Source organism: Streptomyces sp. NPDC006384, assembly GCF_042870695.1.
GTDB lineage: Bacteria > Actinomycetota > Actinomycetes > Streptomycetales > Streptomycetaceae > Streptomyces.
The window spans coordinates 54,933-76,730 of record NZ_JBIAHR010000008.1 but is presented as its reverse complement, the minus strand read 5'-3'; the positions used below and the strand labels follow the sequence as shown (position 1 = coordinate 76,730).

Here is a 21,798-nt window from a genome sequence, read left to right as displayed (position 1 = left end):
CCAGGGCCGATCGGCCCTGGCCGAGAAGGTCCGGAAGGTGATCCCGGACGATCGCTCAGCCTTACGCAAGGGATAGTTGTTTGGGGAGAGTTGACCGTGACGTCAAGGAGCCATGGCGTACTCCCGCCATACGCCATCGGGGACGCAAGGGACGGTCCATGACAATCCCGTCCCCTGGAGATCCCGTGGAGGCCCCGGTCCGCGGTGGCCCCGGAGCAGGGCGTTCCCGGTCCGCGGCGGTCCCGCGCACACGAGGAGGGACCGGCGGGCAGCCGCGCCCGCCGGTCCCTCCTCTCCCCTCCTGGTGCCGCCCCGGCCCGTCACTACCGGGGCAGCACCACGACGTACGCGGCGGGTTCCCGGTCCCCGGCCGCCGCCAACGCCGTACGGACGACGACCGCCTGCTGCTCGGGCGAGTCCCGCAGCTTGCGCGGCGTGAGGTGCACGACCGTGATGCCCAGCCGCTCCAGACGCTCGCGTTTGCGGACGTGCTCCGGCCACAGCGCGTCGCCCTCCTGGCGGTGGGCCCGCGTGTCCAGCTCCAGGGCGACCGCCTGCTCGGGCCAGTAGGCGTCCAGGGAGCCGAGGCGGGGGCCGCCGGGCAGGCGCAGCTCGACGTTCCACACCGGCTCCGGCAGTCCGTGCTCGCGCACCATCCGGTACAGGCGCTGTTCGGCGAGGGCCCGCCCCTCCGCCACCAGCGAGTCCACGGCGTCCACCACGTGCGGCCGGCTCAGCAGCCGCGCCCGGTTCAGCTCCCGCACCACCGCCGCCGGCTCGCAGTGTCCGCCGCGCACCGCCTCCGTCAGCAGCCGGTGCACGGTGGCGGCGTCCGTCAGCTGCGCCACCGCGTCCGCCAGCGCCCGCGCCACCGGCGCCACCGGCACCCCGGTCACCTGCTCGGCGACCGGCAGCGCCGCCGTGCGCACGATCCGCGCGCAGCCCGTCGAACGCAGCCGGCGCGTCCGCGGCACCAGGACGTCGAAGGCGTCCAGGGCCGGCAGCGGGGGAGCGGCCCGGAAGCCGTGCAGGGTCAGCGCGGCCAGCCCCGTGATCATCGCCTCCGCGTGACCGGGCGCTGCCGCCCCCTTCTCCCCCTCCGCCCCCTTCTCCCCCTCCGCCCCGGGCTGCACCGGCACGCCGGGGGCCGCGCCGGCGGGCCGCTCCCGGGCCGCGTACAGCAGGGCCGCGTGCAGGCGCTCGTCGCCGGTCGGCGGGCCCGGGTGGAGCAGGACGACGTTCGGCAGCAGCCGCTGCCAGGGCCCGCCGGGGCGGCACCGCTCGTCGGTCTCGGCGGCCGGGACACCGTGCGCCCGCAGCTGCGCGGTCGTCATCAGGGGGCGCCGGCCCTCGGCCAGGTGACGGAGGGGGCGGGGGGAGAGCGGGGTGTTGTGCGTCATGACCGGGACTTTCCCGTGTCCGATCCGCCCCTTAACCGCTGTTACAAGCCCATCGCCGAATCGGGACAAGCCCGCCCTAAAGTACGGGTGTTCGGATGCCGAAAACCCCTGGTCCGCAAAGGTGCGGACCAGGGGTTACGGGCGCCTCTGCCCGAATTCCGTAACGATCACGGAACGCCAAGTCATTGGCCAAAGCTCACGGCCGTGGCCGGCCGCTCACCTCCCGCAGACGGCCACCGCCCTGCAGGGGCATCCCTCATCGCCCCCCGGCGGCGGCCGCGTCGCACGCCTGCCCCCGCAGCGCCCGCGCCAGGTCGTCCCGCGCCTCCAGCACCAGCCGGCGCAGCGCGGGGGCCGCGTCCTGGTGGGCCGACAGCCAGGCGTCCGTCGCGTCGAGGGTCTCCTGCGAGTCCCGCAGCGACGGGAACAGGCCGCGGACCACGTCCATGCCGATCTGGATCGACCGCTCGCTCCACACCCGCTCGATCGCCGCGAAGTACTTCTGGGCGTACGGCGCCAGCAGCTCCCGCTGCGAGGGCTGCGCGAAGCCCGCGATGGTCGCCTCCACCAGGGCGTTGGACAGCGCGTCGGACTCCACGACCTGTGCCCAGGCCTGCGCCTTCACCGCCGCCGAGGGGCGGGCCGCCAGGCAGCGCACCTGGTGCCGCTTGCCGGAGGCCGTGTCGTCCCGGGCCAGTTCGGCGGCCAGCACGTCCTCGCCGGCCTCGCCGTGCGCGGCGAGCGGCTCCAGGAACGCCCAGCGCAGCTCCTGGTCCACGTCCAGCCCGTCGATCTTCTCCGTGCCCTCCAGCAGGCCGCGCAGCAGCCGCAGGTCCGCCCCGTCGGAGGCGACCGCCGCGAAGAACCGCGCCCACGCCAGCTGCTGCTCGCTGCCCGGCACCGCCTCCCGCAGCTCCCGCAGCGCGCCCTCGCCCAGCAGCCGGCCGCAGGCCTCGCGCCCGTCGGGCGCCACGTAGTGCACCAGCGCCGACTGTGCCCAGGCGTGCAGCATCTGCAGGACGCCGATCTCGGACTCGCGCCCCGCGAAGCGCAGCACCAGCCCGGTGAAGTCCCGCGCCGGCAGCAGCGCGTCCCGCGTCATGTTCCACAGCGCCGACCAGCACAGGGCACGGGCCAGCGGGTCGGTCAGCGCGCCCAGGTGCTCGCGCAGCGTCGCCAGCGAGGTCTCGTCGAAGCGGGTCTTGCAGTACGTCAGGTCGTCGTCGTTGACGAGCACCAGCTCGGGCGCCTCGGCCCCGGTCAGCTCCGCCACGACCGTGCGCGGACCCTCGACGTCCACCTCGGCGCGCGCGTACCGCTCCAGGGCGCCCTCGGCCGTACGCCGGTACAGGCCCACCGCCACCCGGTGCGGGCGCAGCTCGGGGTGGGACTCGGCGGCCTCCTGCACGACCGCCAGCTCGTCGACGCGGCCCTCGGCGTCCAGCAGCACCTGCGGCGTCAGCGAGTTGATGCCGGCCGTCTGCAGCCAGGACCGCGCCCAGGCGGTCATGTCCCGCCCGCTGGTCTCCTCCAGCACCGACAGCAGGTCGCCCAGGCGCGTGTTGCCGTACGCGTGCCGCTTGAAGTAGCGCCGCGCGCCCTCCAGGAAGGCGTCCTGGCCGACGTACGCCACCAGCTGCTTGAGCACGCTCGCGCCCTTGGCGTACGTGATGCCGTCGAAGTTGAGCTTGGCGTCCTCCAGGTCACGGATGTCGGCCGTGATCGGGTGCGTGGAGGGAAGCTGGTCGGCGCGGTACGCCCACGCCTTGCGGCGGTTGGCGAACGTGATCCAGGCGTCCTTGAACCGGGTCGCGCCGCCATTGGCGAACGCGCCCATGAAGTCCGCGAAGGACTCCTTCAGCCACAGGTCGTCCCACCACTCCATGGTGACCAGGTCGCCGAACCACATGTGCGCCATCTCGTGCAGGATCGTGTTGGCGCGGCCCTCGTACGACGCCCGCGTCACCTTCCCGCGGAAGATGTACTCCTCCCGGAAGGTCACCATCCCCGGGTTCTCCATCGCGCCGAGGTTGTACTCGGGCACGAACGCCTGGTCGTACTTCCCGAAGGGGTACGGGTAGTCGAAGTGGTCGTGGAAGAAGTCCAGGCCCTGCTTGGTGATCAGGAAGACGTCGTCGGCGTCGAAGTGCGGCGCCAGGCCCTTGCGGCACATCGCGCCGAGCGGGATCTCCAGCCGCGTACCGTCCCCGAGCACGCGCTCGTAGGAGTCCGTGACGTAGTGGTACGGCCCCGCGACCACGCACGTGATGTACGTCGAGATCGGCTTCGTCTCCGCGAACCGCCACACCCCGTCGGCGAGTTCCCCGGCCCCGTTGCTCCACACCGTCCACTCCTCGGGCGCCCGCACCTCGAAGCGGAAGGGCGCCTTGAGGTCCGGCTGCTCGAAGTTCGCGAACACCCGGCGGGAGTCGGCCGGCTCGTACTGGGTGTACAGGTACACCTCGCCGTCCTCCGGGTCGACGAAGCGGTGCAGGCCCTCACCGGTGCGGGAGTACGCGCACTGGGCGTCGACCACCAGCTCGTTGTCGGCGGCCAGGTCCTCCAGGACGATCCGGGAGCCGTCGAAGACCTCGCTCGGGTCCAGGTCGCGGCCGTTGAGGGACACGGCGGTCACGCTCGGCGCGATCAGATCGGCGAAGCTGCTCGCGCCGGGCTCGTTGCAGCGGAAGCGGATCGTGGTGACGGAGCGGAAGGTGCGCGGCCCCGCGCCCTTCGCCTCACCGACGGCCGAGCGCACGTCGAGGGACACCTCGTACCCGTCGACGGACAGCAGGGCGGCCCGCTCCCGGGCCTCGTCGCGGGACAGATTCTCACCGGGCACGGGCGGCACTCCCTCGGGTGGTGTTCAGTATGCGGACGGCACCGATCCTGCCATGCGGCCCTGACGGGCGGCAGCCGGGAATGGGAGGGGTGAGCCGACGCGTTGCCAGGGGGAAAGCGCTCGGCCGTGCCCGTTCCACGAGGAGAGACATGTCGCAGAAGACCCCCGTCGACTTCTGGTTCGACCCGCTGTGCCCCTGGGCCTGGATGACCTCCCGCTGGGTCCTGGAGGTGGAGAAGCACCGGGACATCGAGGTCCGCTGGCATGTGATGAGCCTCGCCGTCCTCAACGAGGACAAGCTCGACGAGCTGCCCGCCGAGTACCGCGAGCTGCTCGAGACCAAGGCCTGGGGCCCGGTCCGCGTCGTCATCGCCGCCCGGGAGGAGCACGGCCCCGAGATCCTCGGCGACCTCTACACGGCCCTCGGCACCCGCTTCCACAACCAGGGCGAGGGACCGGAGAAGGAGGCGGTCGCCGCCGCCCTCAAGGACGTCGGCCTGCCCGAGTCCCTCATGGACCACTGGGACTCCACCCCCTACGAACCCCAGCTGCGCGCCTCCCACAAGGAGGGCATCGACAAGGTCGGCCAGGAGGTCGGCACCCCCGTCATCGCCGTTCCCGGCGCCGACGGCGGGCAGATCGCCTTCTTCGGCCCCGTCGTCACCCCCGCCCCCAAGGGCGAGGACGCGGTCCGTCTCTGGGACGGCACCCTCGCGGTCGCCTCGGTCCCCGGCTTCTACGAGATCAAGCGCACCCGCACCCAGGGCCCGGACTTCAGCAACCTGTGACGGGTCAGTCCAGGACGGGAACCTTGATGGGATCGGCGAAGGGCTTCTTGTTGAAGCCCGTACGCAGATTGCGGCACTGCTTGCCGGTGTCCGGGTCCAGCACGTTCTCGCAGAGCCAGAACTCGCCCACGCCGGCCCGGCCCAGCCGTTCCTTCAGCCAGTCCTGCTCCTTCTTGTTCAGCTGACGGTGCTGCTGGTCCGCGCGGCAGGTCCAGCAGTGGTCCTTCATCGTCCTCTGTGTCGCCATCACGACACTCTGCCCCGGACCACCGCATACCGGAAGCCCCCGCGAGTCACTCCCCCCGGAGGAGGGATGTCCGCTCGCGGGGGCTTCCCCGTTCCGCCCGCCGCCGTGAAGGGTGAGAAGACGATCACGAGGCGGGACGACTCAGAGGCCCAGGGGTGTCCGGTAGGCCGCGTGGTGCTTGTCGTGGTGCGGCTCGACGATCTCGGGGCTGATCGCGGGGGCCGGCGCGGAGTGGTCGTACGGCGGCTCAGGAAGCGTGCAGACGGGCATGACGGACCCCCTCCGGCCTCTTACTGCAACAGTATTGCAACTGCACGCTAGCAGCAGGAAGGGGCGTGGGTGTGCCGGGACGCGCGGAAAGGGGCCCCCGCACGGATCTTGGGTTCTCCGTGCGAGGGCCCCTCGGGGCGTCCGGGGCGTCCGGGGCGTCCGGGGCGTCCGGGGCGTCCGCGTGTCAGCCGCGCGCCCGCCGCCGCTGCCGGGCGTAGCCGACGGCCGCCAGGGCGAGCGTCAGCCCGCCCGTCGAGTACAGCTGCACCCGGGTGTCCGGCTCCCGGGCCATCAGCACGAACACCGCGGCCATGCCCGCCAGCGCCACCCACGTCAGCCACGGGAAGCCCCACATGCGCACCACCAGCTTCTCCGGCGCCTCCCGCTCCAGCCGGCGGCGCAGCCGCAGCTGGGAGACGGCGATGAAGATCCACACGACCAGGATGATCGCGCCGATCATGTTCAGCAGCCAGGCGAAGACGTCGTCGGGGCGCCAGTAGCTGAGCAGCACACAGCCGAAGCCGAAGAGGGAGGAGACGAGGACCGCGACCCGCGGCACCCCGCCCGACACCCGGCCCAGCGCCTTCGGACCCTGCCCGCGCTCGACCAGCGAGTAGCCGATGCGGGAGGCGCCGTAGATGTTGGCGTTCATCGCGCTCAGCAGCGCGACCAGCACGACGACGTTCATCAGCTGGCCGGCGCCGGGGATGCCGAGCTCGTCGAGGGCGGCGACGTACGGGCCCTTCGCCACGACCTCCTCGGAGTCCCAGGGGACCAGGGTGACGATGACCGCCATCGAGCCGATGTAGAACAGCGCGATGCGCCACATCGCCGTGCGCACGGCGCTCGCCACGCCCTTGACCGGGTTCTCCGACTCGGCCGCGGCGATGGTCACCGTCTCCAGGCCGCCGTAGGCGAACACCGAGGCGAGCAGGCCGATGATCAGGCCGTCACCGCCGTTGGGCAGGAAGTCGCTCAGGTGGGAGGTGCCGGGGGAGTCGGTGCCCGGCAGGACGCCGGCGATCGCCAGCACGCCCAGCACCAGGAACAGGGTGATCGCGCCGACCTTCAGGGCGGCGAACCAGAACTCGAACTCGCCGAAGTTCTTCACGGCGGCCAGGTTCGTCCCGCAGAACACCACCATGAACAGCGCCACCCACGCCCACTCGGGCGTGCCCGGCAGCCAGCCGTGGACGATCTGCGCCGCGCCGATGCCCTCCAGCCCGACGGCCGTGCACAGCAGCACCCAGAACGCCCAGCCCGCGGTGAAACCGGCCCAGGGGCCGATCGCCCGTTCGGCGTGCGCGGAGAAGGAGCCCGACGACGGATGGGCGGCGGACATCTCGCCCAGCATCCGCATCACCAGCATCACGAGGAGGCCGGAGAGGGCGTAGGCGACGACGATCGACGGACCGGCGGCGGCGATACCGGCGCCGGAGCCGACGAACAGCCCGGCGCCGATCACCCCGCCGAGGGCGATCATCGACAGGTGGCGCTGCTTGAGGCCGTGCGAGAGGGCGGCGTCGTCCGGCCGCGGTGGTGCCTCGACGGGGGTGGTGTGGGTCATGTGGCGGCTCGTCCCATACGTGGGGGCGGGGGCAAAAACGCCCACAGTCTCGGCCGTGCCGCCACCCGGCGACAGCGGACGCCCACCATACGGACGCCGACGATACGGAACGTGATCGTCCGATAGCTCGCCGGACCGGTCGCCCGCCCGTCTTTGGCGGAACCCCACAGCCTGCCCCGGACCCGGCCGGCCGCGCCCCGGGTGACGCCCACCTCCTCACCTTCGTGACCGGTGTCACCCCGGAGCAGGTGTGCCCCGCGTTCTTTGTCGGGAGCCCACCAAGCCTGCGCGGCGGCCTTTGTCGGTCGCTGCTCGTGATCGGTGCGGCCCGCTGGGATAGCGTCGCGGTGTCCCGACATGTCCACACCACCGCGGAGTCCCCATGAGCACCGCTGCCGTCCCCGCCCGCACCGGGCAGGTCCTCGCCGACCTCATCCCCTCCTCCCGAGTCCGGGACGTCGCGCTCGTGGCCGGCGGCGCCGTGCTCACCGGCATCGCCGCCCAGATCGCCGTGCCCGTCCCCGGCTCCCCGGTGCCCGTGACCGGCCAGACCTTCGCGGCGCTCCTCGTCGGCACCTCCCTCGGCGCCGGCCGCGGCCTGCTGTCCCTCGCGCTGTACGCGCTGGTGGGCATGGCGGGCGTGCCGTGGTTCGCGGAGGGCGGCTCCGGCATCGGCGCCCCGTCCCTCGGCTACGTCTTCGGCATGCTGCTCGCCGCCACGGTCGTGGGCGCCCTCGCCCGCCGCGGCGCCGACCGTTCGGTGCTGCGCACGGCCGGCACGATGCTGCTGGGCGAGGCGGTCGTCTACGCCGTCGGCGTCCCCTACCTGGCCGTCGCCGCCGACATGTCCCTCACCGCCGCCGTCGCGGCCGGGCTCACCCCGTTCCTGATCGGCGACGCGCTCAAGGCCGCCCTGGCGATGGGCGTGCTGCCCACCGCCTGGAAGCTGGCCGGCAGGCGATGACGCCGTAGGAACCCGCACGGGGAAGGGGCCCGCCGGTCGCACTGCGACCGGCGGGCCCCTTCCCCGTTCCGGGAGGCCGCCGTCAGCTCCTGCGCGCGGCGAGGACCCGCTGCTTGACGACGGCGACGGCGACCACGACCGCCGCGACGAGCATCGTCAGCAGCACGGTGGTGCGTCCGTCGTGCTCGGTGTCGGTCAGCATGTAGCCGAGGACGAAGACGATGACCGCGGTGGTCACCCAGGTCAGGTACGGGTACAGCCACATCCGCACGACCAGCTTCTCCGGCGCCTCGGCCTGGATGATCTTCCGCAGCCGCAGTTGCGAGAAGCAGATGACCAGCCAGACGAAGAGCGCCACGGCACCCGAGGAGTTGAGCAGGAAGAGGAAGACGGTGTCGGGGAACTTGTAGTTGAAGAAGACCGCGACGAAGCCGAAGACGACGGACGCGAGGATCGCCGTCCGCGGCACCCCGCGCCGGGTGGTCCGGGCGAACGACTTCGGCGCGTCCCCGCGCCGGCCGAGCGAGAAGGCCATCCGGGACGCCGTGTAGAGGCCGGAGTTGAGGCAGGACAGCACGGACGTCAGCACGATGACGTTCATGACCTCACCGGCGTTCGGGATGCCGAGGGAGTCGAGGGCGGCGACGTAGGAGCCCAGCTCGACGATCTCGGGGGAGTCCCACGGCAGCAGGGTCACGACGACGAAGACGGACCCGAGGTAGAAGACGGCGATGCGCCAGATGATGCTGTTCGTCGCCTTGGTCACGGCCCGCTGCGGGTCCTCGGACTCACCGGCGGCCAGGGTGGGGATCTCGCTGCCCATGAACGAGAAGACGACGAGCAGCACACCGGTGAGGACGGCTCCGGGCCCGTTCGGCAGGAAGCCGCCGTGCTCCGTCAGATTGGACAGCCCCGCCCGCTCGCTGTCGACGCCCGGCAGCACGCCGAAGACGGCCAGCCCGCCGATGACGATGAACGCGGCGATGGCGACGACCTTGATCCCGGCGAACCAGAACTCGAACTCGCCGTAGGAGCCGACCGAGGCGAGGTTGGTGGCGGTCAGCACCACCATCACGATGAGGGCCCACCCCCACTGGGGCACGGCCGGCACCCACCCTTCGAGGATCTTGGCCCCCGCGGTCGCCTCCACGGCCAGCACGACGACCCAGAAGAACCAGTAGAGCCAGCCGATCGAGAAACCGGCCCAGGGACCGAGCGCCCGGTCGGCGTGCGCGGAGAAGGACCCGGACGCCGGATCGGCCGCGGACATCTCACCGAGCATCCGCATCACGCACACCACCAGGGTGCCGACGAGGGCGTACGACAGCAGGATCGCGGGGCCGGCGGTGGCGATGCCGGAGCTGGATCCCACGAACAGTCCGGCTCCGATGACGCCGCCGATGGCGATCATCGAGAGGTGGCGGTTCTTGAGCCCGGCCTGGAGTCCGGTCCCGGGGTCCCCGGGTTCTCCGGGGCCGTTCCCGGCCTTGGTCAGGGTCGGCTGCGAAGTCATGGGGGTGTTTTCCTTTGCGCCGGTCGAGCGTTCACCCGTACGAACCGCGTACGACGCGTACGAGCCGGACCAGGGAAACAGAGGGGGACACATTCCGGAACCACTGATTCCGGATCGTTACTCGAGCTTTGCCCGAGGAACCACAGCTCCGCCCCCCTTCCCCAGCCCCACACCCGACGCGGCTGCCCCGTCTCCCGCGTGTCACACTCGAACCATGCGCGTGTATCTCGGCTCCGACCATGCGGGCTACGAACTCAAGAACCACCTCGTCGAATGGCTCAAGACGGCGGGCCACGAGCCCGTCGACTGCGGCCCGCACATCTACGACGCCCAGGACGACTACCCGCCCTTCTGCCTCCGCGCCGCCGAGCGGACGGCCGCGGACCCCGACGCCCTCGGCATCGTGATCGGCGGCTCGGGCAACGGCGAGCAGATCGCGGCGAACAAGGTGAAGGGCGTGCGCGCGGCGCTGGCCTGGAGCGAGGAGACGGCGTCGCTGGGCCGCCAGCACAACAACGCCAACGTCGTCGCGGTCGGCGCCCGCATGCACACGCAGGAGGAGGCGACGAAGTTCGTCGAGACCTTCCTCGCCACCCCGTTCTCCGGCGACGAGCGCCACATCCGCCGCATCGACATGCTGGCGGACTACGAGACGACGGGCGACCTTCCGCCCATTCCCCCGCACCACCCCCAGCAGTAACGAGAACGCCGGTCCGGCCCTCCCCGGTGCGCGCGCACCGGGGAGGGCCGGACCGGCGCCCCGCCGTGACCCGGGGCGGAGCCTTGAAGCGAGTCCCGCCTCTCGGCCGGCCGGGACGTGCGGACGGACGGGTGGACGGGCGGGCGAAGAACCACGAAAGGAAACCCCCCGTTGCCAGAGGGGCACACGATCCACCGGCTGGCCCAGGACTACGCCGCCGCCTTCACCGGCACGGCGGTGCGCGTCACCAGCCCCCAGGGCAAGTTCTCCGACGCGGCCGCCCTCCTCACCGGCACCGGACTCGCCCGCACCGAGGCCCACGGCAAGCACCTCTTCCTCGGCTTCGGCGCCGCGGGCACCGGCGCCGAAGGCACCCACTGGGTCCACATCCACCTCGGCCTCTTCGGCAAGGTCTCCTTCGGCGCCACCCCCGCGCCCCCGCCCACGGACACCGTCCGCCTCCGCCTCGTCGACGACACCGCCTACGCCGACCTGCGCGGCCCCACCACCTGCGCCCTGATCACGGACCCCGAGAAGCAGGCCATACACGACCGTCTCGGCCCCGACCCGCTCCGCCCGCCCGGCGAGGGCAACGACCCGCGCACCGCCTACGCCCGGATCTCCCGCAGCCGCACCACCATCGCCGCCCTGCTCATGGACCAGAAGGTCGTCGCCGGCGTCGGCAACGTCTACCGCGCCGAGGTCCTCTTCCGGCACGGCATCGACCCGTACCGCCCGGGCAGGGACATCACCCCCGACGAATGGGACGCGATCTGGCACGACCTCGTCGCCCTCATGCGCGAGGGCGTACGGAACAACCGCATCGACACCGTCCGCCCGGAGCACACCCCCGAGGCCATGGGCCGCCCGCCCCGCGTCGACGACCACGGCGGCGAGGTCTACGTCTACCGCCGGACCGGCGCACCCTGCCACCTGTGCGGCGACACCGTCCGCACCGCCGAACTGGCCGCCCGCAACCTCTTCTGGTGCCCGACCTGCCAGCGGAACTGACGGCCGGGGCGAGAACCCCGGCCGCCGGCACCCCCGCGACACACCCTCGCGCGACACAACCCCCGGCGCTACGACTCCCGCGTCAGAACCCGTGCGGCAGCCACGGCGCCACGTCCGACGCGAACCCCACCGACGCCTCCGTCAGCGCACCCGGCCGCAGCTCCCGCACCCGCCCGGCCGCCGCCAGCGCCGCCAGCGACACGCCCCCGAGATACGCCGACCCCAGCTCCCGTACCGTCAGCGCGAGATCCGCCGCGTCCGACGTGCGCTCGCAGGACGCCCCCTTCGCGTCGCCCGACAGCCGCCAACGCCCCGCGTTCCACGGGCAGAAGGCGTCCTCGACCTCGAACACCACGTCCACCGGCGCCTGGTACGTCCGCGCCTGGAGCGCGGCCCCCACATCCACCAGCCGCACGAACAGGGCGTCCCGCGTCCGCGGCTCGCACCGCCGGAGGTCGGACACCTGGTACTGCCACGCCTCGTCGACCGGCCGCCCGCGCACGCTCACCCGCGTGGTCAGGTCGATGCCGAAGAGGAAACGCCACAACGCCGCCTCCGTCGCCGGGTCCAGCCCGGCCAGGTCCTGCACGACCACCGTGCCGGCGGCCCCCGCCGTCCCCCACTCCGGCCGCACCCGGAACCGCGCGTACCCCGTGACCTCTCCGCCCCGCCGGGCGACCACGCACTGCAGGGGCGACGCCCCGCCGCGGCCGGCCTCCGGGTCCAGCAGCCCCAGCCGCTCCCACCCCGGCGTCCGGGCGATCATCCCCGGCCGGCGGGGCACCAGCCGCGCATACACCGCCTCGCACGCGTCGAGGACGTCCGCGGGCGCGGCGTACCGCACCCGTACGTCGTCCGTCCCGTCCGGCACCGACAGACGGACCCGGTCCGTGTCGATCTCCGCGCTCGTCTGGAAGGACGCGACGCCGTATCCGAAACGGCCGTAGATCGCCGGCTCCGAGGCCGTCAGCACGGCCAGCGGCTCACCCCAGGACCGTACGTCGTCCAGCTGCCGCCGCATCATCGACGTGAGCACGCCCCGACGCCGGTGCGTGGCCGAGACGCCGACCATGGTGACCCCGGCCGCGTCCACCGGCACCCCGCCGGGCACCGTCATCCGGAAGGCGAACGCCCCCGCCGTACCGACGCACTCGTCGCCGTCCCAGACGCCGATGGAGCGGTCGCACCGCGTCAGGTCCCGGTACAGTTCCCGCTCCTCGGACGGCTCCGGGACACCGCCGAAGGCACGGACCAGCGTTCCGTACCAGGTGTCCCATTCGTCCCGCCGCAGGACCCGCAGTCCTCCCGCGGGGTCGAAACCGTCCGTGCCGCCGATGCCGTTGTCTTCCATGGGCCCATGCCTATCAGCGTCCCGAGATGCGGGCGAGGGAATTTCCGCCAGGTTGCGGCGCGACGGCCGTTCGTGAAGTTCACTGTGAAGTCCGGCCCCGGACGGGGGACAAGCGGGACCTCCCGTACCGAGCGGCCGGTCCGATGGATAGGGTCCCGGACTAATGACAGCAGGACGACAGCGGCGCGCGGAAGCCGAGACGTTCACGGCCCGGTTGAAGAAGCAGTGGCACCGGGCCCGCGTCGGCGTGCGCAGATCCGCCGTCGACCACTTCCGCGGCGACGGCGCGGACTGGATCGCGCTGGCCGGACTGCTGCTGACGGTCCCGGTGATCGCGGCGGCCACGATGGCCGACTCGGTCTGGTGCTCACCGGCCGCCCTGGTCCTGCCCATCGTCGCGGGCGGCCTGCTGCTGCGTCCCGCGAGCCTCCTCGCCCTGTACGCGGCCGCGGCGACCGCGCTCATCGTGGAGTCCGTGCAGCTGGGCCCCTACACGGAGGGGCCCTCCAGAGTCACCCCTGGCGTCGTCCTCGTCGTCGCCGCCTGCGGCTTCTTCGGCCTGCTGCTCGCCCAGTTCCGCAGCCGGGTCGGCGTGCCCTGGCGACGCGGCAGCACCATGCTCTTCGACCTGCGCGAACGCATCCGCGTCCAGAGCAAGCTGCCCCAGCTGCCGCCGGGCTGGCACCGGGAGATGGCGCTGCGCCCGGCCGGCGGCCAGTCCTTCTCCGGCGACTTCGTGGTCGCGGCCCGCACCCATGGCGGCCGGACCCTGGAGGTCGTCCTCACCGACGTGTCCGGCAAGGGCATGGACGCCGGATCGCGCGCCCTGCTGCTGTCGGGCGCCTTCGGCGGCCTGCTCGGCAGCCTGCCCCCGCACGCTTTCCTGCCCGCCGCCAACGGCTACCTGCTCCGCCAGGACTGGGACGAGGGCTTCGCCACCTCCATCCACCTCGTCCTCGACCTCGACTCCGGCGACTACGAGCTGTACTCCGCCGGACATCCGCCGGGCCTCCAGCTCAGTGCCGGCACCGGCCGCTGGGAGGAGAAGTCCGCCGAGGGCCCGCTGCTGGGCGTGTACGACGGTGCCCAGTTCGACCCGGTGAAGGGCGTCCTGCGCCCCGGGGACGTACTGATGCTGTTCACGGACGGACTGGTGGAGACCTCCGACCGCGACATCACCGAGGGCATCGACCGCCTCACCGGCGAGGCCGACCGCTATGTCGCCGGCGGTTTCCACGGTGCCGCCTGGCACCTGATCGAGGCGGTGGCCAAGGACGTCAACGACGACCGGGCGCTCCTGCTGATCAGCCGCGAGGGCCCGACCACCCTGTCCCCGGCGACGCCGGACTGACACACTGGTCCGCGTGTCCCGCACCCCGCCGCCCGCCTCCGGGCCGTACCTCTCCCTGGCCGACGTGGAGGCCACCGCCCGCACGGCCCACGCCGGCCAGACCGACAAGGCGGGCCGCCCGTACGCCGAACACCTGCGGGCCGTCGCCGAAGGCGTCCGCCGGCGCGGCGGGGACGACGAGCAGATCGCCGCGGCCTGGCTCCACGACGCGATCGAGGACGACGCGCTGTCCGAACGGTGGCTGCGCGAGGCCGCGCTCAGCCACCGCACCAAGGACATCGTGCTCGCCCTCACCAGACGGGCCGGGGAACCGCCCGAGGCGTACGCGGCCCGCATCCTCGCCACCCCCGGTGCCCCGCTGGTCAAGGAGGCGGACCTGGCGCACAACGCGGACCCGGAACGGCTCGCGCTCCTCGACGCGCCGACCCGCGCCCGGCTGACGCGGAAGTACGCGCGGATGCGCGCGCTCCTCGGCCTGCGGGACACCCCGCGGCCCACCGACAGCAGCCACCCCACCCCGGACCGGTGACCCACCGGCCGCCCCGGCCGCCGGACTTCCCCCAGCCCGCACCGGCCGCCGGCCCCCGCTAGACCGGGACCCTCTCCCGCTTCCCGCCCGCCTTCTCGCGCTCCCCGCGCCCCGGCCCCGGCACCGGACCGGCCGTGTCCCGCCGGAACGCCCATGCCATCCCCGGCTCCATCACGCACCGGAAGACGCGCCGCACCGGCCCGGTGCACAGCAGCGTGACGGCCGCCGCGGCCGCGACGGTCACCGCGAGCTCGCCGACGGGGTGATGCAGCGCGGGCCGGTCGAACAGCCCCGTGTAGTAACCGGCCTTGATCAGGAAGCCGTGCAGCAGATAGCCGTACAGGGTGCCCGCGCCGAGCGGGGTGAACCAGGTGTGCCGGCCCGGAACCCACGAGAAGAAACAGGCCGTCAGCAGCACCGAGCAGCCGAAGAGCGCGAGCACCATGACCGGCCCGGCCCACCACGGCGCGCCCATCTCCTGCGCGGCGGCGTTGCGGTACACCCAGCCCAGGTCCATGTGCGGGGACACCCACCAGCCCACGAGCAGCGCCGCCGCGAACACCGGCACCGACGCGATCCGCACCGCGCGCCGTCGCACCGCCCGGAAGTGCTCGGGCCTCAGGCACAGGCCCAGCACGAAGCACGGCAGGAACTGCAACAGCCGCTGCATGTCCAGGTCGTCACCGACGTCCGGCGCCATCGAGGCGAGCATGGCGATCCCCAGGGCCACGGGCAGCGGATACCGGATCACCTTCCACAGCGGCGTGATCAGGCGCCAGACGAACAACGCGCACAGGAACCACGTCAGATACCAGGGGTCCAGCAGGCTGATGCCGTGCCGTGGGTCGTCACCGGCGAAGCGCTGGACGAGGGCGTAGGCGGTCTCGAAGACGACGTACGGCACGGCGACGCCGGTGATCAGCCGTCCGATCCGGTCGGGGCGCATGTCGAAACTGCGGGAGAAGTAGCCGGAGATGACGACGAACGCCGGCATGTGGAAGACGTAGACCACCGTGTACAGCGTCTCCAGGCCCCGGCTGTCGTCGTTCAGCGGGTCCCAGGCGTGGCCCATGGCCACCAGCACGATCGCCAGGTACTTGGCGTTGTCGAAGAACGCGTCGCGTCGCGCGCCGGGCGGGGCCGCACCCGTCGACCTCGCTGCGGTGGTGGGGGACGAGGCAGCGTTGAACATCTCAGGCACACTAGCGCCGCCCGAGTGATGCCGTAAAACCTCCCGCGGTATTTCCGTATTCGGGATCGCGGAACTTTCCGCGACTACCCGGAATTCGCGAGGAGTTGCCCCTCCGGATTACGTGGCGGACCGCACACCGCCCGCGCCTCCCACCGGCACCGGCCGCCCGGAAGGCCCGAATTATCATGACACTTCGGCACCGAAGCGGGCATGGGGCCACCGGATGACTCCTCGGGAATGTCCGGCCGGGTGTGTCTGCGGCGGCCGTGCGCGACCCGCTCGAGGTACCCGTGAAGAAATTCAGGAATGCCTGCGGAAGCGAGGTACGGAGATGGCGACGGCGCGCCTCTCGTTCCCCATGTGGGTGCCCTGTCGAATTCCTGTGCGGATTCTTGTGCGGTTTCTTGCGGAGATTCCCGCGAAGGGCCCGTGCGGACCCCTGCGCGGGGCGGGTCCGCCGGATGTCCGGCGCCCGAGAGGGAAGGAGTCCGGCCGGAAGCCGACCGGACGATGTGTCACCCGCCGCATGACGGAGCCCGGTTGGTGGCACGATGGTTCTGGCGGGGTGCGCGGGGTCGCGTCCCCGGGCCGGGAGAGCGAACCGACCGAGGGTGTGATCAGTTGTGGCCATTTCACTGTCAGTGGTGCTGCTGTTGGCGATCATCCTGGTGGTGCTGGTGCGAGGAGGCTCCCTCAAGGCGGGCCCGGCGGTCGTCGCGGTCCTCTTCGGCTTCTTCCTGGCCTCCACGGGCATGGCCGACGACATCCAGAGGTTCCTGAACTCGATAGCGGAGACGATCAACTCCATCCAGTTCTAGGAGCCGCCCCCCGGCACCCCGGGCACGCGGAAGGCCTCCGGCCCGGCCCCTTGCGGGGACCGGGCCGGAGGCCTCTCGGAGCGGGCGACGGGAATCGAACCCGCGTAGCTAGTTTGGAAGACTAGGGCTCTACCATTGAGCTACGCCCGCACAGCGCGCCGCAGGTCCGTGACCGCGGCACTGGAGGCATCGTAGCGGGTCGCCCCCCTTCGCCGCACACCCCTTCCCGTCCGCGCCGGACGGAACGTCCGCGAGGCGCCTTCACGGGCGCGCCGCGACCACGGGCGGGTGAACCGCGGGCACGCGGAAAACACGGCACCCCCGGAACCCGGCGGCATGTACCCTACGTGTCGCACCAGACGGGGTGTGGCGCAGCTTGGTAGCGCGTCCGCTTTGGGAGCGGAAGGCCGTGGGTTCAAATCCCGCCACCCCGACCATCCACCGGCCGGTCGTCCGTGATCGCCGGCGGCCCGTTCACGGATCACCGGCGGCGATCGGGGGTGATCGCCTTTTGGGCCGTGTAGTCGCTGCCGTTACTATGCAAGCTGCACGCCCGTGTGTCTCAGAGTCTGCAGTCTCCGGGCGGCGAAATCCGCCGGACGCCTCTCGGCTCCGGCAGAACCGAAGCAGTCAGCCACAAGGAGACCGAACCGTGAAGAGCGCCGTGGAGACCCTGAACCCGACCCGGGTTCGGCTCACTGTCGAGGTGCCCTTCGAGGAGCTCAAGGACAGCCTCGACGCGGCGTACAAGAAGATCAACCAGCAGGTCACGGTGAAGGGCTTCCGCAAGGGCAAGATCCCGGCCCGGATCATCGACCAGCGGTTCGGCCGCGGTGCGGTGCTGGAGGAGGCGGTCAACGACGCGCTCCCGAAGTTCTACACCGAGGCGGTCAACGAGGCCGAGCTGAACCCGCTCGGCCAGCCCGAGGTCGACATCACGGAGCTGAAGGACGGCGAGACGCTGAACTTCACCGCCGAGGTCGACGTCCGCCCGACCGTCGAGATCCCGGACTACTCCGGCATCGAGGTCGAGGTCGACGCCGTCGAGGTCACCGACGAGGACGTGGAGAAGTCGGTCGAGCAGCTGCGCGAGCGCTTCGCCTCCACCTCCCCGGTCGAGCGCGCCGCCGAGGACGGCGACGTGGTCACCATCGACCTGGAGGCCAAGGTCGACGGCGAGGTCCTCGAGGACGGCGTCGCCAGCGGCGTCTCGTACACCATCGGCTCCGGTGAGCTGCTGGACGGCATCGACGACGCCGTGAAGGGCCTGGAGGCCGGTGGCGAGGCCACCTTCACCTCCGAGCTCAAGGGCGGCTCGGCGGCCGGCAAGGAGGCCGAGGTCACCGTCAAGGTCACCCAGGTCGCCAAGCGCGAGCTGCCCGAGCTGGACGACGACTTCGCGCAGCTCGCGTCGGAGTTCGACACCCTGGAAGAGCTCAAGGCCGACAGCCGCAAGCGCCTGGCCAACATGAAGCAGTACGACCAGGCCACCCAGGCCCAGGAGCGCGTGCTGGACAAGCTGCTCGAGCTGGTCGAGGTCCCCGTCCCCGAGAAGCTCCTCGAGGACGAGATCAACACCCGTAAGCACAACCTCGAGCACCACCAGCTCGGCCAGATGGGCCTCACCCTCGACAAGTACCTGGAGATCCAGGGCAAGACCGCCGAGGAGTTCGACGCCGAGACCCGCGAGGCCGCGGTCAAGGGCATCAAGACCCAGTTCGTCCTCGACGAGCTGGTCAAGCAGGAGAAGCTCAACGTCAGCCAGGAGGAGCTCACCGAGCACCTCATGCGGCGCGCGGCCTCCTCCGGCATGTCCCCCGACCAGTTCGCCCAGGCCGTCGTCGAGCAGGGCCAGGTCCCGCTCCTCGTCGGCGAGGTCGCCCGCGGCAAGGCCCTGGCCGCCGTGGTCGAGAAGGCCACGGTCAAGGACACCAACGGCGAGATCGTCGACCTGGACGACGAGGAGGAGGAGACGGAGGCCGCCGAGGCCGCCGCCGAGACCACCGACGCCGAGTCCGGTGACGACAAGGGCGAGGAGAAGGCCGAGGGCTGATCCTCGCGCCACCCCCCACAGCCGTACGACGGGCCCCGGACGACCATCGCCGGGGCCCGTCGGCATACGGCGGGACCCCCCGGGGACACGGGACCGCACCGGCGTGCGGCTCCGCCGCGCTACGCCCCCGGCGAACACCAGCGGAACCGGGATGGCCCCACAGGCCCACCGCGTTAGGGTCCATGAATACGAGGGCAGGGGAGTCTCCGAATCGGCTTCCAGCCCCGCAGGGAAACGTGAGACGGCCCGGCGCCGTCGTAAGACGAGCAGGTGGATACGTGACGAATCTGATGCCCTCAGCCGCCGGCGAGCCCTCCATCGGTGGTGGCCTCGGCGACCAGGTCTACAACCGGCTGCTCAACGAGCGGATCATCTTCCTCGGCCAGCCGGTCGACGACGACATTGCCAACAAGATCACCGCTCAGCTGCTGCTCCTTGCCGCCGACCCGGACAAGGACATCTTCCTCTACATCAACAGCCCCGGTGGTTCGATCACGGCCGGCATGGCGATCTACGACACCATGCAGTTCATCAAGAACGACGTGGTGACGATCGCGATGGGCCTCGCGGCCTCGATGGGGCAGTTCCTGCTCAGCGCGGGCACCCCCGGCAAGCGCTTCGCCCTGCCGAACGCCGAGATCCTGATCCACCAGCCCTCCGCGGGCCTCGCCGGCTCCGCCTCGGACATCAAGATCCACGCCGAGCGGCTGCTGCACACCAAGAAGCGCATGGCCGAGCTCACGGCCCAGCACACCGGCCAGACGGTCGAGCAGATCACCCGCGACTCGGACCGCGACCGCTGGTTCGACGCCTTCGAGGCCAAGGAGTACGGCCTCATCGACGACGTGATCCCCACGGCCGCCGGCATGCCGGGCGGCGGCGGCACGGGCGCCTGAGCCACGTCCCGCCCCGAGCCGACCGCCTCAGCCCCTTTACAGGAGACACTGTGAACGACTTCCCCGGCAGCAGCCTGTACGACCGCACGCGCGCCGAGTACACCGGCCCCACCGCCGAGTCCCGTTACGTCATCCCGCGCTTCGTCGAGCGCACCTCGCAGGGCGTGCGCGAGTACGACCCGTACGCGAAGCTCTTCGAGGAGCGCGTGATCTTCCTCGGTGTGCAGATCGACGACGCCTCCGCCAACGACGTCATGGCGCAGCTGCTGTGCCTGGAGTCGATGGACCCGGACCGCGACATCTCGGTCTACATCAACAGCCCCGGCGGCTCCTTCACGGCACTCACCGCGATCTACGACACGATGCAGTACGTGAAGCCGGACGTCCAGACGGTCTGCATGGGCCAGGCCGCCTCCGCCGCCGCGATCCTGCTGGCCGCCGGCACGCCGGGCAAGCGCATGGCGCTGCCCAACGCCCGCGTCCTGATCCACCAGCCCTACAGCGAGACGGGCCGCGGCCAGGTCTCCGACCTGGAGATCGCCGCCAACGAGATCCTGCGCATGCGCGCCCAGCTGGAGGAGATGCTGGCCAAGCACTCCACCACGCCGGTCGAGAAGATCCGCGAGGACATCGAGCGCGACAAGATCCTCACGGCCGAGGACGCGCTCAGCTACGGCCTGATCGACCAGATCATCACCACCCGGAAGATGGACAACTCCTCCCTGCGCTAGGCGGGAGGCGGTAACGTCTGCCGCTCCTTGGCACGGTTTGACGCGGTTCACGTCAAAGCGAACCGTGCCAAGGGGGGCCCGGACGAGGGGCCCGGCAAGGTACCGTCGGACATAAGGCAGCACCAGGAGCCGGCCGGCCGTCGACCTCGTGTCGACGACCGCAGGACTCCCAGGCGAAGGGGAAGCACACCGTGGCACGCATCGGTGACGGCGGCGATCTGCTCAAGTGCTCGTTCTGCGGCAAGAGCCAGAAGCAGGTCAAGAAGCTCATCGCAGGGCCCGGTGTGTACATCTGCGACGAGTGCATCGATCTCTGCAACGAGATCATCGAGGAGGAGCTCGCCGAGACCGGCGAGGTGCGCTGGGAGGAGCTCCCCAAGCCCCGCGAGATCTACGAGTTCCTCGAGAGCTACGTGGTGGGCCAGGAAGCCGCCAAGAAGGCCCTCTCCGTCGCGGTGTACAACCACTACAAGCGGGTCCAGGCCGGCGAGAACGGCGGCGCCCAGGGCCGCGAGGACGCCATCGAACTGGCGAAGTCCAACATCCTCCTGCTGGGCCCCACCGGCTCCGGCAAGACCCTCCTCGCCCAGACCCTCGCCCGCATGCTGAACGTCCCGTTCGCGATCGCCGACGCCACGGCGCTCACCGAGGCGGGGTACGTCGGCGAGGACGTCGAGAACATCCTGCTCAAGCTGATCCAGGCCGCCGACTACGACGTCAAGAAGGCCGAGACCGGGATCATCTACATCGACGAGATCGACAAGGTCGCGCGCAAGAGCGAGAACCCGTCGATCACGCGCGACGTGAGCGGCGAGGGCGTCCAGCAGGCCCTGCTCAAGATCCTCGAGGGCACCACGGCCTCGGTCCCGCCCCAGGGCGGCCGCAAGCACCCGCACCAGGAGTTCATCCAGATCGACACGACGAACGTCCTGTTCATCGTGGGCGGCGCCTTCGCGGGCCTGGAGAAGATCATCGAGGGCCGGGCCGGCGCCAAGGGCATCGGCTTCGGCGCGACGATCCGCTCCAAGCGGGAGATCGAGTCCAAGGACCAGTTCGAGCAGGTCATGCCGGAGGACCTGGTGAAGTTCGGGATGATCCCCGAGTTCATCGGCCGCCTCCCCGTCATCACCTCCGTCCACAACCTCGACCGCGAGGCCCTGCTCCAGATCCTGGTCGAGCCGCGCAACGCGCTGGTGAAGCAGTACCAGCGCCTGTTCGAACTCGACGGCGTGGAGCTGGACTTCGAGCGCGAGGCCCTGGAGGCCATCGCCGACCAGGCCATCCTCCGCCAGACCGGCGCCCGCGGCCTGCGCGCCATCATGGAGGAGGTCCTCCAGGGCGTGATGTACGAGGTCCCGTCCCGCAAGGACGTCGCCCGCGTCGTCGTCACGGCCGACGTGGTCCTCTCCAACGTCAACCCGACGCTGATCCCGCGCGACGCGCGGGGCCGCGGCCCGGGCGAGCAGAAGACGGCGTAGCCGCCGCCGTACGCACACGGACATGGGGGGGGGGGGGGGGGGGCCGGCCCCGCCCCCCCCCCCCGGCGGGGGGGGGGGGGGGGGGGCGGGGGAGGCG

At 71.5% G+C, this 21,798-nt stretch carries 18 protein-coding genes, 2 tRNA genes and 1 pseudogene; 12 read left to right on the top strand and 9 right to left on the bottom strand.

The genetic code is table 11. The annotated features are described in order from the left end of the window. Positions 1-323: 323 nt before the first annotated feature. Together ACFYOJ_RS12720 and pepN are read right to left on the bottom strand one after the other, a co-directional pair. Positions 324-1,400, bottom strand: a complete 1,077-nt coding sequence (locus tag ACFYOJ_RS12720; RefSeq protein ID WP_356558272.1) for a hypothetical protein — start codon at positions 1,398-1,400, stop codon at positions 324-326. Positions 1,401-1,656: 256 nt separating this feature from the next. Next, the gene (gene pepN / locus ACFYOJ_RS12715) at positions 1,657-4,242 is read right to left on the bottom strand and encodes an aminopeptidase N (protein WP_356558271.1); all 2,586 of its coding nucleotides are present in this window, start codon (positions 4,240-4,242) and stop codon (positions 1,657-1,659) included. A 149-nt stretch (positions 4,243-4,391) separates the two neighbouring features. On the opposite strand from pepN, the gene ACFYOJ_RS12710 reads away from it, so the two are divergent. Continuing rightward, positions 4,392-5,030 carry a DsbA family protein gene (locus ACFYOJ_RS12710; RefSeq protein WP_356558270.1) on the top strand — a complete coding sequence of 213 codons (639 nt, stop codon included), beginning with the start codon at positions 4,392-4,394 and terminating at the stop codon, positions 5,028-5,030. A 4-nt stretch (positions 5,031-5,034) separates the two neighbouring features. Here ACFYOJ_RS12710 and ACFYOJ_RS12705 read toward each other — a convergent pair whose 3' ends face one another. The 3 genes and pseudogenes from ACFYOJ_RS12705 to ACFYOJ_RS12695 form a co-directional block, all read right to left on the bottom strand. Continuing rightward, positions 5,035-5,277 carry a hypothetical protein gene (locus ACFYOJ_RS12705; RefSeq protein WP_356558269.1) on the bottom strand — a complete coding sequence of 81 codons (243 nt, stop codon included), beginning with the start codon at positions 5,275-5,277 and terminating at the stop codon, positions 5,035-5,037. A gap of 162 nt (positions 5,278-5,439) precedes the next feature. Continuing rightward, positions 5,440-5,547: pseudogene (locus ACFYOJ_RS12700) on the bottom strand (superoxide dismutase); the annotation flags it as partial. Between the two features lie 184 nt (positions 5,548-5,731). Beyond that, positions 5,732-7,114, bottom strand: a complete 1,383-nt coding sequence (locus ACFYOJ_RS12695; RefSeq protein WP_356558268.1) for an amino acid permease — start codon at positions 7,112-7,114, stop codon at positions 5,732-5,734. 382 nt (positions 7,115-7,496) lie between these two features. Here ACFYOJ_RS12695 and ACFYOJ_RS12690 point away from each other — a divergent pair, with 382 nt between their 5' ends. After that, positions 7,497-8,078, top strand: coding sequence for a biotin transporter BioY (locus ACFYOJ_RS12690; RefSeq protein WP_356558267.1), 582 nt, complete (start codon positions 7,497-7,499; stop codon positions 8,076-8,078). 82 nt (positions 8,079-8,160) lie between these two features. Here the strand turns inward: ACFYOJ_RS12690 and ACFYOJ_RS12685 are convergent, their stop codons facing one another. After that, positions 8,161-9,591, bottom strand: coding sequence for an amino acid permease (locus ACFYOJ_RS12685; RefSeq protein WP_356558266.1), 1,431 nt, complete (start codon positions 9,589-9,591; stop codon positions 8,161-8,163). 214 nt (positions 9,592-9,805) lie between these two features. On the opposite strand from ACFYOJ_RS12685, the gene ACFYOJ_RS12680 reads away from it, so the two are divergent. Then, the gene (locus ACFYOJ_RS12680) at positions 9,806-10,291 is read left to right on the top strand and encodes a ribose-5-phosphate isomerase (RefSeq protein ID WP_356558265.1); all 486 of its coding nucleotides are present in this window, start codon (positions 9,806-9,808) and stop codon (positions 10,289-10,291) included. Positions 10,292-10,462: 171 nt separating this feature from the next. Next, entirely contained in the window at positions 10,463-11,302 is an 840-nt protein-coding gene (locus tag ACFYOJ_RS12675; RefSeq protein ID WP_356558966.1) for a DNA-formamidopyrimidine glycosylase family protein, read from the top strand. Between the two features lie 82 nt (positions 11,303-11,384). Here ACFYOJ_RS12675 and ACFYOJ_RS12670 read toward each other — a convergent pair whose 3' ends face one another. Beyond that, positions 11,385-12,653: a GNAT family N-acetyltransferase gene (locus ACFYOJ_RS12670; RefSeq protein ID WP_356558964.1), complete on the bottom strand. Its 1,269-nt coding sequence runs from the start codon at positions 12,651-12,653 to the stop codon at positions 11,385-11,387. Positions 12,654-12,816: 163 nt separating this feature from the next. On the opposite strand from ACFYOJ_RS12670, the gene ACFYOJ_RS12665 reads away from it, so the two are divergent. Continuing rightward, entirely contained in the window at positions 12,817-14,004 is a 1,188-nt protein-coding gene (locus tag ACFYOJ_RS12665; protein WP_356558962.1) for a PP2C family protein-serine/threonine phosphatase, read from the top strand. A gap of 13 nt (positions 14,005-14,017) precedes the next feature. Then, a complete protein-coding gene (locus tag ACFYOJ_RS12660; protein WP_356558960.1) occupies positions 14,018-14,533 on the top strand; it encodes an HD domain-containing protein in 516 nt (171 codons plus the stop codon). A gap of 58 nt (positions 14,534-14,591) precedes the next feature. Here the strand turns inward: ACFYOJ_RS12660 and ACFYOJ_RS12655 are convergent, their stop codons facing one another. Then, complete coding sequence (locus ACFYOJ_RS12655; protein WP_356558958.1) at positions 14,592-15,725, bottom strand: acyltransferase family protein; 1,134 nt, start codon at positions 15,723-15,725, stop codon at positions 14,592-14,594. 623 nt (positions 15,726-16,348) lie between these two features. On the opposite strand from ACFYOJ_RS12655, the gene ACFYOJ_RS12650 reads away from it, so the two are divergent. Beyond that, positions 16,349-16,543, top strand: a complete 195-nt coding sequence (locus tag ACFYOJ_RS12650; protein ID WP_356558956.1) for a hypothetical protein — start codon at positions 16,349-16,351, stop codon at positions 16,541-16,543. Between the two features lie 79 nt (positions 16,544-16,622). Here ACFYOJ_RS12650 and ACFYOJ_RS12645 read toward each other — a convergent pair. Then, positions 16,623-16,693: transfer RNA gene (locus ACFYOJ_RS12645), tRNA-Gly, on the bottom strand. A 210-nt stretch (positions 16,694-16,903) separates the two neighbouring features. Here ACFYOJ_RS12645 and ACFYOJ_RS12640 point away from each other — a divergent pair. From ACFYOJ_RS12640 to clpX, 5 genes are all read left to right on the top strand, one after another. Next, positions 16,904-16,980 (top strand) — tRNA-Pro (locus ACFYOJ_RS12640). Between the two features lie 215 nt (positions 16,981-17,195). Then, the gene (gene tig, locus ACFYOJ_RS12635; protein WP_356558954.1) at positions 17,196-18,596 is read left to right on the top strand and encodes a trigger factor; all 1,401 of its coding nucleotides are present in this window, start codon (positions 17,196-17,198) and stop codon (positions 18,594-18,596) included. A 290-nt stretch (positions 18,597-18,886) separates the two neighbouring features. Continuing rightward, complete coding sequence (locus ACFYOJ_RS12630; protein ID WP_356558968.1) at positions 18,887-19,492, top strand: ATP-dependent Clp protease proteolytic subunit; 606 nt, start codon at positions 18,887-18,889, stop codon at positions 19,490-19,492. Positions 19,493-19,542: 50 nt separating this feature from the next. Further along, positions 19,543-20,223, top strand: coding sequence for an ATP-dependent Clp protease proteolytic subunit (locus tag ACFYOJ_RS12625; RefSeq protein ID WP_356558952.1), 681 nt, complete (start codon positions 19,543-19,545; stop codon positions 20,221-20,223). Positions 20,224-20,414: 191 nt separating this feature from the next. Beyond that, positions 20,415-21,701: an ATP-dependent Clp protease ATP-binding subunit ClpX gene (gene clpX / locus ACFYOJ_RS12620; RefSeq protein WP_356558950.1), complete on the top strand. Its 1,287-nt coding sequence runs from the start codon at positions 20,415-20,417 to the stop codon at positions 21,699-21,701. Positions 21,702-21,798: the final 97 nt, after the last annotated feature.

Excerpts from the sequence above, each read along its gene's own strand:
- ACFYOJ_RS12720 (WP_356558272.1), bottom strand. The coding sequence starts at position 1,400 with ATGACGCACAACACCCCGCTCTCCCCCCGCCCCCTCCGTCACCTGGCC.
- ACFYOJ_RS12710 (WP_356558270.1), top strand. The coding sequence starts at position 4,392 with ATGTCGCAGAAGACCCCCGTCGACTTCTGGTTCGACCCGCTGTGCCCC.
- ACFYOJ_RS12705 (WP_356558269.1), bottom strand. The coding sequence starts at position 5,277 with ATGGCGACACAGAGGACGATGAAGGACCACTGCTGGACCTGCCGCGCG.
- ACFYOJ_RS12695 (WP_356558268.1), bottom strand. The coding sequence starts at position 7,114 with ATGACCCACACCACCCCCGTCGAGGCACCACCGCGGCCGGACGACGCC.
- ACFYOJ_RS12690 (WP_356558267.1), top strand. The coding sequence starts at position 7,497 with ATGAGCACCGCTGCCGTCCCCGCCCGCACCGGGCAGGTCCTCGCCGAC.
- ACFYOJ_RS12685 (WP_356558266.1), bottom strand. The coding sequence starts at position 9,591 with ATGACTTCGCAGCCGACCCTGACCAAGGCCGGGAACGGCCCCGGAGAA.
- ACFYOJ_RS12680 (WP_356558265.1), top strand. The coding sequence starts at position 9,806 with ATGCGCGTGTATCTCGGCTCCGACCATGCGGGCTACGAACTCAAGAAC.
- ACFYOJ_RS12670 (WP_356558964.1), bottom strand. The coding sequence starts at position 12,653 with ATGGAAGACAACGGCATCGGCGGCACGGACGGTTTCGACCCCGCGGGA.
- ACFYOJ_RS12665 (WP_356558962.1), top strand. The coding sequence starts at position 12,817 with ATGACAGCAGGACGACAGCGGCGCGCGGAAGCCGAGACGTTCACGGCC.
- ACFYOJ_RS12655 (WP_356558958.1), bottom strand. The coding sequence starts at position 15,725 with ATGTTCAACGCTGCCTCGTCCCCCACCACCGCAGCGAGGTCGACGGGT.
- ACFYOJ_RS12630 (WP_356558968.1), top strand. The coding sequence starts at position 18,887 with ATGCCCTCAGCCGCCGGCGAGCCCTCCATCGGTGGTGGCCTCGGCGAC.